At 33.2% G+C, this 14,541-nt stretch carries 15 protein-coding genes; 5 read left to right on the top strand and 10 right to left on the bottom strand.

All coding sequences use genetic code 11. The features are described from left to right. The first annotated feature begins 11 nt into the window (after positions 1-11). Positions 12-2,621, top strand: a complete 2,610-nt coding sequence (locus AC0UBM_RS02875) for a DNA gyrase/topoisomerase IV subunit A (protein ID WP_475687581.1) — start codon at positions 12-14, stop codon at positions 2,619-2,621. Positions 2,622-3,025: 404 nt separating this feature from the next. On the opposite strand, the gene AC0UBM_RS02880 is transcribed toward AC0UBM_RS02875, so the two are convergent. Beyond that, entirely contained in the window at positions 3,026-3,400 is a 375-nt protein-coding gene (locus AC0UBM_RS02880) for a DNA topoisomerase IV (protein ID WP_414034632.1), read from the bottom strand. 39 nt (positions 3,401-3,439) lie between these two features. Further along, positions 3,440-3,859, bottom strand: coding sequence for a helix-turn-helix domain-containing protein (locus tag AC0UBM_RS02885; RefSeq protein ID WP_475687582.1), 420 nt, complete (start codon positions 3,857-3,859; stop codon positions 3,440-3,442). A 303-nt stretch (positions 3,860-4,162) separates the two neighbouring features. Between AC0UBM_RS02885 and AC0UBM_RS02890 the strand changes: the two genes are divergently transcribed. Together AC0UBM_RS02890 and AC0UBM_RS02895 are read left to right on the top strand one after the other, a co-directional pair. Continuing rightward, positions 4,163-5,323 (top strand): M14 family metallopeptidase, encoded by a 1,161-nt coding sequence (locus AC0UBM_RS02890; protein WP_475687583.1) that lies wholly within the window; start codon positions 4,163-4,165, stop codon positions 5,321-5,323. A gap of 73 nt (positions 5,324-5,396) precedes the next feature. Continuing rightward, on the top strand, positions 5,397-5,876 hold the full coding sequence (locus AC0UBM_RS02895) for an Lrp/AsnC family transcriptional regulator (RefSeq protein WP_414034629.1): 480 nt from the start codon (positions 5,397-5,399) through the stop codon (positions 5,874-5,876). A gap of 48 nt (positions 5,877-5,924) precedes the next feature. Here AC0UBM_RS02895 and AC0UBM_RS02900 read toward each other — a convergent pair whose 3' ends face one another. Next, the gene (locus AC0UBM_RS02900; RefSeq protein WP_475687584.1) at positions 5,925-6,242 is read right to left on the bottom strand and encodes a hypothetical protein; all 318 of its coding nucleotides are present in this window, start codon (positions 6,240-6,242) and stop codon (positions 5,925-5,927) included. Positions 6,243-6,323: 81 nt separating this feature from the next. Further along, positions 6,324-7,397 carry a 3-dehydroquinate synthase gene (gene aroB, locus AC0UBM_RS02905; protein ID WP_475687585.1) on the bottom strand — a complete coding sequence of 358 codons (1,074 nt, stop codon included), beginning with the start codon at positions 7,395-7,397 and terminating at the stop codon, positions 6,324-6,326. Between the two features lie 93 nt (positions 7,398-7,490). Between aroB and AC0UBM_RS02910 the strand changes: the two genes are divergently transcribed. Continuing rightward, on the top strand, positions 7,491-8,663 hold the full coding sequence (locus AC0UBM_RS02910) for a proline dehydrogenase family protein (RefSeq protein WP_475687586.1): 1,173 nt from the start codon (positions 7,491-7,493) through the stop codon (positions 8,661-8,663). A gap of 60 nt (positions 8,664-8,723) precedes the next feature. Here AC0UBM_RS02910 and AC0UBM_RS02915 read toward each other — a convergent pair whose 3' ends face one another. From AC0UBM_RS02915 to porX, 6 genes are all read right to left on the bottom strand, one after another. Then, the gene (locus AC0UBM_RS02915) at positions 8,724-9,098 is read right to left on the bottom strand and encodes a hypothetical protein (protein ID WP_414034625.1); all 375 of its coding nucleotides are present in this window, start codon (positions 9,096-9,098) and stop codon (positions 8,724-8,726) included. Next, positions 9,099-10,298, bottom strand: coding sequence for an alanine dehydrogenase (locus AC0UBM_RS02920; protein WP_414034624.1), 1,200 nt, complete (start codon positions 10,296-10,298; stop codon positions 9,099-9,101). A gap of 66 nt (positions 10,299-10,364) precedes the next feature. Further along, complete coding sequence (locus AC0UBM_RS02925; RefSeq protein ID WP_414034623.1) at positions 10,365-10,907, bottom strand: hypothetical protein; 543 nt, start codon at positions 10,905-10,907, stop codon at positions 10,365-10,367. Beyond that, complete coding sequence (locus AC0UBM_RS02930) at positions 10,849-10,992, bottom strand: hypothetical protein (protein WP_414034622.1); 144 nt, start codon at positions 10,990-10,992, stop codon at positions 10,849-10,851. The genes AC0UBM_RS02925 and AC0UBM_RS02930 overlap by 59 nt, the downstream gene beginning before the upstream one ends. A gap of 182 nt (positions 10,993-11,174) precedes the next feature. Then, positions 11,175-11,585 carry a tRNA (adenosine(37)-N6)-threonylcarbamoyltransferase complex ATPase subunit type 1 TsaE gene (gene tsaE / locus AC0UBM_RS02935; RefSeq protein ID WP_414034621.1) on the bottom strand — a complete coding sequence of 137 codons (411 nt, stop codon included), beginning with the start codon at positions 11,583-11,585 and terminating at the stop codon, positions 11,175-11,177. 98 nt (positions 11,586-11,683) lie between these two features. Continuing rightward, the gene (porX, locus tag AC0UBM_RS02940) at positions 11,684-13,237 is read right to left on the bottom strand and encodes a T9SS response regulator signal transducer PorX (RefSeq protein ID WP_475687587.1); all 1,554 of its coding nucleotides are present in this window, start codon (positions 13,235-13,237) and stop codon (positions 11,684-11,686) included. 76 nt (positions 13,238-13,313) lie between these two features. Here porX and AC0UBM_RS02945 point away from each other — a divergent pair, with 76 nt between their 5' ends. Continuing rightward, positions 13,314-14,534 (top strand): HD domain-containing protein, encoded by a 1,221-nt coding sequence (locus tag AC0UBM_RS02945; RefSeq protein ID WP_475687588.1) that lies wholly within the window; start codon positions 13,314-13,316, stop codon positions 14,532-14,534. Positions 14,535-14,541: the final 7 nt, after the last annotated feature.

Below are 14,541 nucleotides of genomic sequence, written 5' to 3' on the forward strand. Positions count from 1 at the left end.
TTTAATTATTAATGATTGAAAACGATAGTGACGAATTAAATAGTAATCAGCCAGAAAGTCAAGAAACCATTACTAAGGTAAATGGAATGTTTAAGGACTGGTTTTTGGATTACGCATCTTATGTTATTTTAGAACGCGCGATTCCTGCGATTGAAGATGGTTTTAAGCCAGTGCAACGTAGGATAATGCATTCTATGAAAGATTTAGATGATGGTCGTTACAATAAAGTAGCCAATATTGTTGGACATACCATGCAGTATCATCCGCACGGAGATGCTAGTATTGCAGATGCTATGGTTCAAATTGGTCAAAAGGATATATTAATCGATACCCAAGGAAACTGGGGAAATATTCTAACAGGCGATAGTGCGGCGGCTTCGCGATATATAGAAGCGCGTTTGTCTAAGTTTGCTTTAGATGTTGTTTATAATCCTAAAATTACCGAGTGGCAAGCCTCTTACGATGGAAGACGAAAAGAGCCTGTAAATTTACCGGTTATGTTTCCATTGCTGTTAGCGCAAGGTGGAGAAGGTATTGCGGTGGGGTTATCTACTAAAATTTTACCTCATAATTTTATAGAGCTTATCGATGCTTCGGTAAAGCATTTAAAAGGGAAGCGATTTACAATTTTACCTGATTTTCCAACTGCGGGAATCGCAGATTTCACAAATTATAACGATGGGTTGCGTGGAGGAAAAGTACGTGTACGTGCTAAAATTTCGCAATTAGATAAAAATACCTTAGTCATTACCGAAATTCCTTATGGCACAAATACATCTACGCTTATAGACTCTATTCTTAAGGCTAATGATAAGGGAAAGATTAAAATTAAAAAAATAGAAGATAATACAGCAGCCGATGTCGAGATTTTGGTGCATTTACCTGCTGGAATTTCACCAGATAAAACAATAGATGCGTTATACGCATTTACCAACTGCGAATCTTCTATTTCACCTTTAGGCTGTGTTATAGAAGATAATAAGCCTTTATTTATTGGGGTGTCTGAAATGCTTCGTCGCTCAACAGATAATACCGTTCAGCTTTTAAAAAGTGAATTAGAAATTAAACTTGGCGAGCTCGAAGAAATGTGGCATTTTGCTTCTTTAGAACGTATTTTTATAGAAAATAGAATTTATCGCGATATTGAAGAAGAAGAAACCTGGGAAGGTGTAATTCAAGCCATCGATAAAGGGTTAAAACCTTTTACGACACATTTAAAAAGAGTGGTAACCGAAGAGGATATCGTACGATTAACAGAAATAAGAATTAAACGTATATCTAAATTCGATATCGATAAAGCTCAACAAAAAATCGATGCTTTAGATGAGCAAATAGCTGAAGTAAAACATCACTTAGCACACCTAATCGATTATGCTATAGCGTATTTTGTGAGATTGAAAAAGGAATACGGAGAAGGTCGTGAACGTAAAACAGAAATCCGAATCTTTGATGATGTCGATGCGACTAAAGTAATTATTAGAAATACCAAGCTTTATGTTAATCGTGAAGAAGGATTTGTAGGAACATCATTGCGCCGCGATGAGTATGTTGGAGATTGTAGTGATATAGATGATATTATTGTCTTTACCAAGCAAGGTATAATGATGATTACGAAAGTAGATTCTAAGACCTTTGTAGGGAAAGATATTATACACGTAGCCATATTTAAGAAAAAAGATAAACGTACTATTTACAATATGATTTATCGCGATGGTGCTAAAGGTCCAACTTACGTAAAACGTTTTGCGGTTACGGCCATAACTCGAGATAAAGAATACGACTTAACTAATGGTAATAAAGGATCGACATGTTTATATTTTTCTGCAAATCCAAATGGAGAAGCCGAAGTTGTAACGGTATTATTGCGTCAGGTAGGAAGTATTAAAAAGTTGAAATGGGATTTAGATTTCTCAGATATCATTATAAAAGGGAGAGCCTCTAAAGGAAATCTAGTAAGTAAATTTCCTGTGAAGAAAATTGAGCTTAAGGAGAAAGGGATTTCTACGCTTAAACCAAGACGTATTTGGTTCGACGATACTGTGCAACGTTTAAATGTGGATGGTCGTGGAGAGTTGTTAGGAGAGTTTAAAGGTGAAGATCGCATTTTAATAATAACCCAATCTGGTTTAATTAAAACCATTTTACCTGAGCTTACAGTGCATTTTGATAGCGATATGATTGTGCTAGAAAAATGGAAGCCAAACAAACCGGTTTCTGCGGTTTATTTTGAAGGAGAGAAAGAACGTTACTATGTGAAACGCTTTTTAGTCGAGAACGAAAACAAGGAAGAAGTCTTTATTTCGGATCACGAAAAGTCACAATTAGAAATTGTTTCCACCGATAATTATCCTGTAGTCGAGATTGTTTTTGGAAAAGAACGCGGAAAAGATCAGAAAGAAAATCAGATTGTAAACCTTGAAGAGTTTATTGCAGTAAAAGGTATTAAGGCTTTAGGAAATCAGTTGACTACGGATAAAGTAAAACAGATTAATTTATTAGAACCATTACCTTCTGAGACTTCGGAAGACGATATGTTAGACGATTCGGAAGCAGAGGACAATACTGGCGACGACGATAATAAGGAAGGAGCGGACGATGATTCTCAGCCAACTTTATTCTAAATAATAAAACATAAGTACGTTGTAATGCTTCTACGGCAGAATATATAACTAGAGCAAGTCATCTATATTTCTTAAAATATAATGCTTGCTCTAAATGTATATAATACTTTAGCTAATTGAAAGTGATCGTGTTTTTAAGGATCGGTTTTAATGCCTTATTTCTTATTCCTTTTTGGTTTACAGCAAAGCGCCAGAACACACTTCGGCAAGAGTAAATCAAAATAAAAGGATGATGGTATTCAGAACAGTATTTTTAAGCGCTACTAAACTTTAATTGGACTGACATTACTACATCCTACAAAAAGTCCTGATTAACGTTTGTAAAAGCGTTAAAAAGTGGAAAACAAAACATATTTAGAAATGCTACAGTATAAAATAATTTAATACTAAGCATAATCAATCATCTATTTATTGGCACGATATGCTGTACCTTTTTGTTTCAGGTCTTCACCAACATAAGAATATTCAAAAGTGTAAGAAGAATCCGTTGTTGTTAAGATTTTAAGATGAATGTCTTTACGTTCAATGCGGTTTTTAGGATTGATAGTTCTAAAAATAACTTCGCAGTCGTTTACCCAGCGTACTTCAGACGAGTCTACTTTTCCTTGATAAGTTTCTACTTGTAACGTATCGTTTCTATTAAACTCCGATTTAAAAATGGAATCGTCGATATTGATTTCACTAAAATAGTGTCCAGTTTTAAAATCAGTGCAATTTCTTTCTACTTCGTAACAACTCACTAGCATTACAGCAAGAAAAAACAGAACTACATATTTCATAGGATAGAGGTGTGAAAATTCTGTGCAAAAATAGTGAACTTAAATGGAGTTCTCAAAGTTTTTAAAGCTTCCGTCTGTATAAAAAATAACGATGCGTTCAATTTGTTTTGAGGGGTCAGAATTTAGCGCCTGGTTAGGAATGGAATTCGTGGTTGCTTGATGCGATTCTTTTATCTCCGGCATCGGCTTTTCCTCATTCGAAAATAAGTCGGGGGTATGACTTTCTTTTGCTTCGGCAGGAAAAGTGCCTTTGCCATTTAACAGCCAATACAATTCAACTTCTGGATAAGTGGTTAAAATCTTCATTACAAAATCTAAACTGGGTTTATTCCTACCAGATAAAATATGAGAAATAGAAGAGCGTTGCACGCCAATTTTTTCGGAGAAGGAGGACGCGGACTCCCCGTAAAAATCAATCACTTTTTGTAAGCGTTTTGTAAATTCATCACTGTTTATCATTGTAAACTAATTACGGCTGTGTTTGTGGTTACAAATGTAATAAAAAGAATGATATCAATTGTAATTAGTAAACAAATAGTGATATTTGTTGTAATTTATCACTTTAAATAGGTATGTTTAAATATCTGATATACAGTATTTAAATATTAAAATTAGAGTGCTATGTAATTAAACCAATATCAAACTAAAGACGCTATTAATTTGCTATAAAAACTGTATATAATTGTATACAAACAAATGCGGTTTTACTGTTTACATTTGTAAATAATTAATTGTTTACATTTGTATACCTATAAAAATGTTATGAATATTACAGAAATCACCAGTCTTTATCAGACAAATAAAGAGTCGCTATTAAGTGGTCGCTACATTACCAATTTACATATTACACCACTTTTAGAAGCTCTTAAATCCGAGCCTGATTTTGAAGTTTCGGAAATTGGAAAATCTGTTTTAGGTAAACCCATTTCGGCCATTAAAGTTGGAACAGGAAAAAAACGATTGTTGCTTTGGTCTCAAATGCACGGAAACGAATCGACAACCACTAAGGCGCTTTTTGATTTTATTAATGCACTTAAACATCCTAATCAAGCTCTAAAAAATTTAAAGGAAGCGTGTACCTTTTATATTATACCTATTTTAAGTCCTGACGGAGCAGAAGCATATACGCGATTAAATGCTATCGATATCGACTTAAATAGAGATGCTCAAACATTATCTCAGCCAGAAAGTAAGGTATTAAGAGCGGCTTTTAATGCTTTTAAACCGCATTACTGTTTTAATTTACACGGACAGCGTACTATTTTTAGTGCAGGTACAACTAATAAGGTAGCGACGGTGTCTTTTTTATCGCCTTCTCAAGACGAAGAGCGTACTGTAACTGACTCTAGAAAGGTTGGTATGGACATTATTGCTGAAATGAATAGGACTTTACAGCAATTAATCCCAGGGCAAGTAGGGCGTTACGACGATTCGTTTAATATTAATTGTGTAGGGGATAGTTTTCAATCGTTAAACGTACCCACTATTTTGTTTGAAGCTGGTCATTATGAAAATGATTATGAAAGAGAGCAGACTCGTTTTTATATTTTTAGTTCTTACTTGACCGCATTTAATTACATTGCACAACACGACGTTTTAGGAGAAAGTTATAACGATTATTTCAATATTCCTGAGAATGATAAATGTTTTTACGACATCATTATTAGAGACGCGAATGTTGGTACTGAGGAAAATCCTGAAATTTTAGATGTTGCAGTGCTTTTTGTTGAAAAATTAATTAACAATAAAATTGCATTTTTCTCAAAAATTGAAGCTTTAGGATTGGGTGCAAATTACTATGGCCACAAAGAGGTTAATGCTAACAAAATGAGAGTTTTAGGTGCCGATGGAAAACCCTTAAAAGTAGGAGTCGAAAACGATTTCGTGACGATTGGAGCTGATAAATTTTTACTAAAATTGTGAAAACCTTAATAATTTGGTAAGATTAATACATAAAAATGTATTATTTTTGCTGTAAAGAACAAAAAGTATAGAAATGGCAAAATTTAAATTAGACGAAATAGATCACCAAATTCTTGATATGTTAATTGACAATACAAGAGTTCCTTTTACGGATATCGCAAAAAAACTATTAATTTCTGCTGGTACAGTCCATGTTAGAGTAAAGAAAATGGAAGATGCAGGAATCATTAAAGGTTCTTCATTAACATTAGATTACAAGAAACTTGGATACTCTTTTATAGCATATATTGGAGTGTACTTAAATAATACATCTCAAACTACATTTGTTTTAGAACGTATTAATGAATTACCTTTCGTAACAGTAGCGCATATTACTACTGGCAAATTTAATATTTTCTGTAAAATTAGAGCTAGAAACACAGCTCATGCGAAAGATGTTATTTTTATGATAGATGACATTGAAGGCGTTTACAGAACAGAAACAATGATTTCTTTAGAAGAAAGTATTAACGATAAAAAGCGTTTAATGCATTATATTTTTAAGGAACTGTAATTGTTTATCCGTTATAAAAAAAAGCCGAATTGTATAATTCGGCTTTTTTTATTCTTCTTCGTTATTTAAAATGCTGTCTTTATCTAAAATAGTGTCGGTTGGGTAATCTACAATAATATGTCCCAAGCTATTTAGTTCTACCTCTTCATTAACATTAAAATTAGCCATAGTATAGTGTAGCTTAGAACTCACTTTTACTAAGTAAATGGTGTCGTCTGTCCTTATTTCAACAGCTTCGATTGTTTCATTGCGGTGATTATCGAATGTAATAATGTCGCGATCACCATAACCATCCGGAAATATTTCGGTTAATTTGGTTAAAATTTCAGGTGTAAGTTTTTTATAATCTACAATAACTTTTCTCATCTTAGAATTGGTTTTAGATGGTTAATAGTATTGTTAAGAAATGCTTCTTTTGAGATTACTAAATTTACAAATTATTTTGAACTAATACGTAGAGTTATAATAATTTAACGCCTCTATAATTAATTCATTAGAGACTAAACAATCAATTTTAGTATCTCCAATAGCTGTAAGAAGTACGAAATTTATATTACCATGCGAGTTTTTCTTATCGTACTTTAGAAGCTCTATAATTTTTTCGTAATCCGATTCATTAATTTCAACATAGTCGTAAATGCTATTTATAACGTCTTTAATTTCGGTGTTTTCAGCTTCGCTTAATCCAGATAGTTTTGTAGAAATATAAGACGCTAAAATCATTCCAATGGCAACAGCTTCTCCGTGCAGTAAATCTTTTTTATGAGGATGACTTAAGTAGTAAGATTCGATAGCGTGACCAATAGTATGTCCGTAGTTTAGTGTTTTTCTTAATCCGTTTTCTCTAGGATCTATATCTACTACATGTTTTTTAATTTGGATAGATTCGTAAATCAATTCATCTAAATTATCCATATCTAATAGCGATAGGTCTTTAAATTTATCCCAATATAGTTTATCTTGAATTAAACCATGTTTTAGCATTTCGGCTAAACCAGAACGCATTTCGCTTTGTGCTAAGGTTTTTAAATAAGTAGAATCTATAATTACCATTTCTGGAGTATTAATAACTCCTATTTGGTTCTTAAGCGTTCCTAAGTCCACTCCTGTTTTTCCACCTACCGATGCATCTACCATAGATAATAGAGTAGTAGGGATGTTAATAAATGCAATACCACGTTTAAAAGTAGAGGCTACAAAGCCACCTAAATCTGTAATTACACCACCACCTAAATTTATAACAAGACTTTTTCTGTCGGCACCAAGTTCTGAAAGCACATTCCATACACCCACACAGGTTTCTATGGTTTTATTGATTTCGCCGGCTTCAATTTCAATGATTTCAATAGTTCTAGTGGTACTTATTTCGGCTAATAAATGCGGTAAACACAATTCGTGCGTATTTTGATCGACCAAAATAAAAATCGTAGAAGGATTGCTGTCTTCTATATAATTATTTATATGTTTATATGCACTTAAGTTAAAGTGAATTTTATAGGTCTTAGTATCTATAGTTTTCATAAAAATTAATGTAAAAAATAGCTGTGAAAATAAGGAGTTTTTTAGAAATAACTAAGTTCGGCTTCGTTATATTTGCAAAAATTATGAAATTGAATGAATAACAACACACTTTTTGATAATACTGAGATTGCTTTTGCACTTAAAAGCGATTCAGAGTTGGAAAGAGCATATTTTCTTTTCAAAATGATTTCAATAGAACCTTTGGTTCGGATTGGAACTGCTGCTACTCATTTTGCTATAAAAGCAAAATTACCTGTAGAAGGATTGATAAGGGCAACGGTTTTCGACCATTTTTGTGGTGGAGTAAGTGAGGAAAACTGCTTACCCGTTATCGATAAAATGTATGAAAAAGGTGTGAGTTCTGTTTTGGATTATTCGGTGGAAGGGAAAGAGAATGAAGAAGAGTTTGATGCCGCTTTAAGGATAACCTTAAAGATTATAAATTTTGCTGAAGAACGTAAATCCATTCCAATTGCGGTTTTTAAACCTTCAGGCTTTGGTAGGATAGCGCTATATGAGAAGATAGGGAAACACGAAACATTAACTAATAAAGAGACAGATGAATGGAATCGTGTATTAAATCGTTTCGAAACGGTTTGTAAAACAGCTAAAAGCAGGGATGTCTCTGTGTTAATTGATGCTGAAGAAAGTTGGATGCAGGATGCCGCAGATAGCTTAATTACCGATTTAATGCGAAAATACAATACAGAGAAACCTATTGTTTTTAATACGTTGCAAATGTATCGTCATGATCGTTTAGACTTTTTAAAAGCGCAACATAAACTAGCAAAATCAGAAGGATTTTATTTGGGCTATAAAATTGTACGCGGTGCATATATGGAAAAAGAAAATGAAAGGGCAGAGAAAAAAGGGTATCCAACACCTATTTGCGAAAGTAAAGAAGCGACAGATTTAAACTTTAATTCGGCCGTGGCATATATGATGGATAATTTGGCCGATATGTCTATTTTTAATGGAACGCATAATGAATTGAGTTCGTATTATCTTATGGATTTAATGAAAGAAAAAGGAATTGAAAATTCCGATAAACGCGTAAGGTTTGGTCAGTTGTACGGGATGAGTGATCACATTAGCTTTAACTTGTCTAACCATGGCTATAATGTAGCTAAATACGTTCCTTTTGGTCCAGTAAAAGATGTTATGCCGTATTTAATTAGACGGGCAGAAGAAAACACTTCGGTGGCAGGGCAAACAGGAAGGGAACTTAACCTGTTGTCTAAAGAGAAAAAGAGAAGAAGGCAATAAAAATATAATATAAAACTAAAAAGACTGTTTACTTAAACAGTCTTTTTAGTTTTATAACCTTTAGTCTAATATTTGAATATCTTGTATAGTAGCCGTTTCTTCACAATTTTTAACTATTAGGGCAATGGACTTTTTATTTAATGTTCCGTCTAAATAATATGTTTTACAAGGTTTTGTAGTCGTTTCACTTTTTGAGAAATCGACATCACCTTTTCTTAAAACATGATTTAGAATAATGGTATCCAACTGCTTGTCGTGAATAATAGATTTGGCAGAATCGCTATATACAATTTGTTTTGTGTTAATATTTTTAATTACACGGGCGTCTAACCCGTAACTGCAAGATGTTTTTTTACCGCTTAAAAAAAAAGCTAAAAGCATAAGTCCTAGAGAAAATCCTCCAAGATAATACCCAATACGTTGTATAAGTGTCATTTAAAAAATTAAGAGATTAATATCGCTATATTTTAAATCAAACCATTCACCAACAGAACGATTTGTTAAAATACCGTGATAAAAGTACAACCCATTTTTTAAACCTTTCTCAAATCTTAAAGAATTTTCTAAACCACCTTCTTCAGCAATCTTTAAAAGATAGGGAGTGAAAATATTACTTATTGATATTGAGGCTGTTCTAGCAAATCGGGCAGGAATATTAGGAACACAATAATGTATTACACCGTGCTTATTAAAAGTGGGGAATTTATGAGAAGTAACTTCTGAAGTTTCAAAACAACCACCCATATCTATACTTACATCCATAATCACCGCGCCTTTTTTCATAGACTGCACCATGGATTCTGTTACTATAATTGGTGATCTAGATTTTCCTCTTACGGCTCCAATTACCACGTCGCAACGTTTTAATGCTTTGGTAAGATTTTTTGGTTGTACAGTAGATGTGTAAATTGGACGCCCTAAATTGGTTTGTATGCGTCTAAGTTTAGAAATAGAGTTATCAAAAACTTTCACGTTTGCACCTAAACCAATTGCACTTCTCGCCGCAAATTCGCCTACAGTTCCTGCACCTATAATAACTACTTCTACCGGAGGTACGCCACAAATATTTCCGAATAATAATCCGTTTCCTTCGCTAAGGTTAGAGAGCAATTCGGCTGCAATAATTACAGCTCCAGTTCCGGCAATCTCACTTAGAGAACGTACTGCAGGATAATGACCGTCGTCGTCACGAATAAATTCAAAGGCTAGAGCCGTGATACGCTTTGTGGCTAAAGCTTCAAAATATTTTTTATTTTGAGTTTTTAACTGTAACGCAGAGATTAAAATGGTGCGGGGATTAATTAGATCTATTTGTGCTAGGGAAGGCGGCTCGACTTTAAGAATCATCGGGCATGAAAATACCTTGGCAGTATCTTTTGTAATTTCAGCACCTGCTTCACTATAATCTTTGTCTGTGAAATTAGCTCCTAAACCAGCGCCAGCTTCCATTAAAACACGATGTCCATTACAAACTAATGCAGAAACAGCATCGGGAGTTAAGCATACCCGTTTTTCTTGATAGGCAGACTCTTTGGGGATACCTATAAATAAATTGCCTTTGTTTTTAAAAACTTCAAGCGTTTCTTCTTGTGGGATTAACTGCTGATGGGTAAACGGAGAAAATGATTTAGACATGTTTTTGTTACAAAAAATAATATGCAATCAAATTACAAATAATAATTTGATTGCATATATCTTAATTTAAAAATAATCTTTAATCTTGTCTTTAAAGCCTTTAGGCGACAGTTTAAATTCGTCTTCAAGTTCTTGAAACGTTTTATTAACTGTGTTTACCTGATTAAATATCTGGGCTCTAATTAGATATATAGATGGAATTATGATTGCCATAATTGGTAACAAATAAAATATTTGATTACTATCTACATATTGTATATCATCATTTATTACAGTAAATATTTGAAAAGCATACATCGCTATCGGTACTAAAAGTACATGGTACCACCAGTGACGGCAAGTAAAAAACCATAAAGTTAGCAGAAGTAACGGTATTAATTTTCCTGTAATAGTCCACGCAACAACGTCTATACTACCGTAAAATTTGCTTTCGTAAGTAAATAAAAAGTTACTCCAATTTTTTTGCTGTGGAACATTTTCGTATAAATAAAATAGATAGGGAGTAGTTGCTATAAACGTAGCAATTATACTCCCTATTATTAGACTTCTTTTATCCGTGAGTTGGAATTTTAATTCTCCATTTTTCAATTTGTGGTGCTTCTTGCTCATTTAAGTTTATTAAGTTAGTTGCTTGAGCAGTAAAAAACATGCCTCCAAAAATTGCAATTGCGATTAAATACTTTTTAGTTTTCATAATTCTAAGGGATTTAATTAATTAATACTTCAAAGATATCGAATGTGTTAATTGAATTTTGGCCCATTTGTTAAAATTATGTTAAAATCAGCTGTTTTGGACAAAGTGCATTACGGGAAAACCGTACTATTATTGTTATTCACTAAATCTTTAGTTTTTTTATCTGCTAAAGCACCGAATTTTTAATCAATATTAAATGTTAATGTTCTAGTTTCCGAATCTATACGATCGATATTTATACGATTACAAGGTTCGTCTTCCAAGATATTCTGAACCCTTTCAGGCCATTCTATAAATATCCAAGCGCCAGAATCTAAATAATCTTCAATGCCGAAGTTGTACGCTTCTTCTTCATCGTTTAATCGGTAAAAATCAAAGTGATAAACTAAACCATCTGTTATACTATATTCGTTAACAATCGAAAAGGTGGGACTACTAACGTCGTCTTCGCAACCTAATTTTTTAACTAAGGCTTTAATTAAAGTAGTCTTTCCAGTGCCCATCTCTCCATAAAACAATATTGTTTTTGATGTTGCGTTTTCTAGGATTGACTTGGCAACATCCTCTAAATCATTTATATGATATTCTTTCATTTTTAACATAGCATAACGGTGCAATTATAAGTAATAAAATTTGAAATCACTAGGGATATATGATTTATGAGTGTGGTAAAAAGACACTAAAAACAGCTCTATTTCGGATTGAGTACCACAAACGGAATAATCATTTCTTCTAAAGAAACTCCTCCATGCTGATACGTATTTCGGAAATAACTTACATAATGATTGTAGTTGTTAGGATATGCAAAAAAGAAATCGCTTTTAGCAAAAATAAAAGAGCTACTCATAGTAATACTTGGTAGGTGCACCGATTTGGGATTTTTAATTTCTAATACATCCTTAGAGTCGTACGTTAAACTCCTTCCGGTTTTATATCTTAAATTTAAAGAGGTATCACGATCTCCCACAACCTTCGACGGGTTTTTTACATTAATGGTACCATGGTCTGTAGTGAGTATTAATTTAAAACCCAGTTGTTGCGCTTGCTGAATAATTTCAAAAAGCGGAGAATTCTTAAACCAACTTTGGGTTAAAGAGCGGTAAGCTTTATCGTTAGAGGCTAATTCTTTTACAACATCCATTTCTGTTTTAGCATGCGAAAGCATATCTACAAAATTATACACCACAACAGTAAGGTCGTTATTTTTCTGGCTTTTAAAATTATCGACTAATTTTTTACCGTTTTTAAGATTGGTAATTTTGTGATATTCGCAGGTTAGGTTTTGTAGCCCTAAGCGCTTCATTTGTGCTTGTAGAAATTCGGCTTCAAATAAATTTTTTCCACCGTCGTCTGTGTCGTTTTTCCAATAGTCTGGATGTAATTTTTCCATATCGCTAGGCATCAATCCAGAGAAAATTGCATTTCTGGCATATTGCGTTGCGGTAGGTAAAATACTATAAAAAGGTATTTCGGTTTCTTTCTTATAATAAGGAGCAATAAAAGGCTCGAACGATTTCCATTGGTCGTATCTCAAATTATCTATAACCACAAGTAATGTAGGTTGTTCTTTGCTTAATTCTGGCACCACTTTATTTTTAAATAAGGTGTGCGACATGGTAGGAGCTTCGGTGTTAGGCTCGAACCAATCGGCATAATTTTTAGCGATAAATTTTCCGAATAATGCATTGGCTTCGGTTTTTTGAGATTCTAAAATCTCGAACATGCCAGCATCTTCTATATTTTCTAATTGAATTTCCCAATACACCAATTTCTGATATAAGGTAGACCATTCTTCAAAACTATTAACAGACATTAAATCCATCGCAATTTTTCTAAACTCTTGCTGATAGTTTGAGGTTGTCTTTTCTGAGATTAAGCGAGAGTGGTCTAAGTTTTTCTTTAAACTTAATAAGATCTGATTCGGGTTTACGGGTTTTATCAAGTAGTCGGCAATTTTATTTCCAATTGCTTCTTCCATAATGTATTCCTCTTCACTCTTGGTAATCATGACCACGGGAAGAGTATGGTCCATTTCTTTAATTTCGTTTAATGTCTCGAGACCAGTTAATCCTGGCATGTTTTCGTCAAGAAAAACTATATCAAATTTATTACCTTCTAATACCTCAAGTGCCTCAGTACCACTGTTACACTTAGTAACGTTGTAGTTTTTTTTCTCTAAAAAAAGTATGTGCGGTTTAAGTAAATCAATTTCATCATCAACCCAAAGTATATTTATGTTATTCATATCGTTATATTTGTAATATTATTGTGATTTTTTAAACATTTTAGAAGATCATCTTAAGCATTTCTAAACTATATAGATGAATAAACTTAAAATATTAAACGATCCAATTTACGGATTTATTACTATACCTAATTCTTTAATATTCGATTTAATTGAGCATAAATATTTTCAGCGTTTAAGACGAATTACCCAAATGGGGATGTCTTATTTGGTATATCCAGGTGCTCATCATACAAGATTCCATCATGCGATAGGTTGTATGCATTTAATGCAGAAAGCGATTAATGTGCTTCGTTTTAAAGGGGTTAGCATTTCGGACGACGAAGAGATTGCTTTAAATATAGCGATTCTCTTACACGATATTGGTCACGGTCCGTTTTCTCATGCTATGGAACATAGTATTGTAAATGGGATTTCTCACGAACAGATTTCGTTGCTTTTCATGGAAAAACTGAACGACGAATTTAACGGAAGTTTAACGCTAGCCATCTCTATCTTTAAAGGGGAATACCACAGAAACTTTATGTGCCAGTTAATTTCTTCTCAATTAGATATGGATCGCGCCGATTATTTAAAACGCGATAGTTTTTATACAGGTGTTGCGGAAGGTAATATTAATAGTGAACGTTTAATTACCATGTTAAGTGTAGTAGACGATGAATTGGTGGTAGAAAATAAAGGCATTTACAGTGTCGAAAAATTTCTGGTAGCAAGACGACTTATGTATTGGCAAGTTTATTTACATAAAACAAGCGTGGTTGCCGAACAATTACTAATTCGTGTTTTAAAACGCGCTAAAGAATTATCTCATAATAATGTAGACTTGTTAGCCAGTCGCGCTTTGTCGTATTTCTTAAAAACAGAAATTAACGCCACTAATTTTGATACACTTACTTTAGAGACCTTTTCTAAGTTAGACGATTATGATATTATTTCGGCCATGAAAGAATGGCAATATCATGACGATTTTGTACTTCGTAACCTTTGTGAAATGATTTTGAATAGAGATTTACTCAAAATCAAGGTGAAACAGAAAAAAATAAAGAAAAGCGAGTTAAAATCTAAGGAAATAGAAATGATGGCTGCTTTTAATATTAGCGAAGCAGAAGCCGATTATTTTGTGTTTAAGGGTGAAATTACAAACCAAGCGTATCAGCAAAACGGTCAGCAAATTAAGATTTTACACAAGTCGGGTAAGATAGAAGATATTGTGAAAGCGTCGGATCAATTAAACCTAAAAGCACTTTCAAAACCGGTGACTAAATATTATATATGTTATCCTAAAGCTAAACTTTAGGACATTT

The organism is Formosa sp. F44 (genome assembly GCF_056238645.1).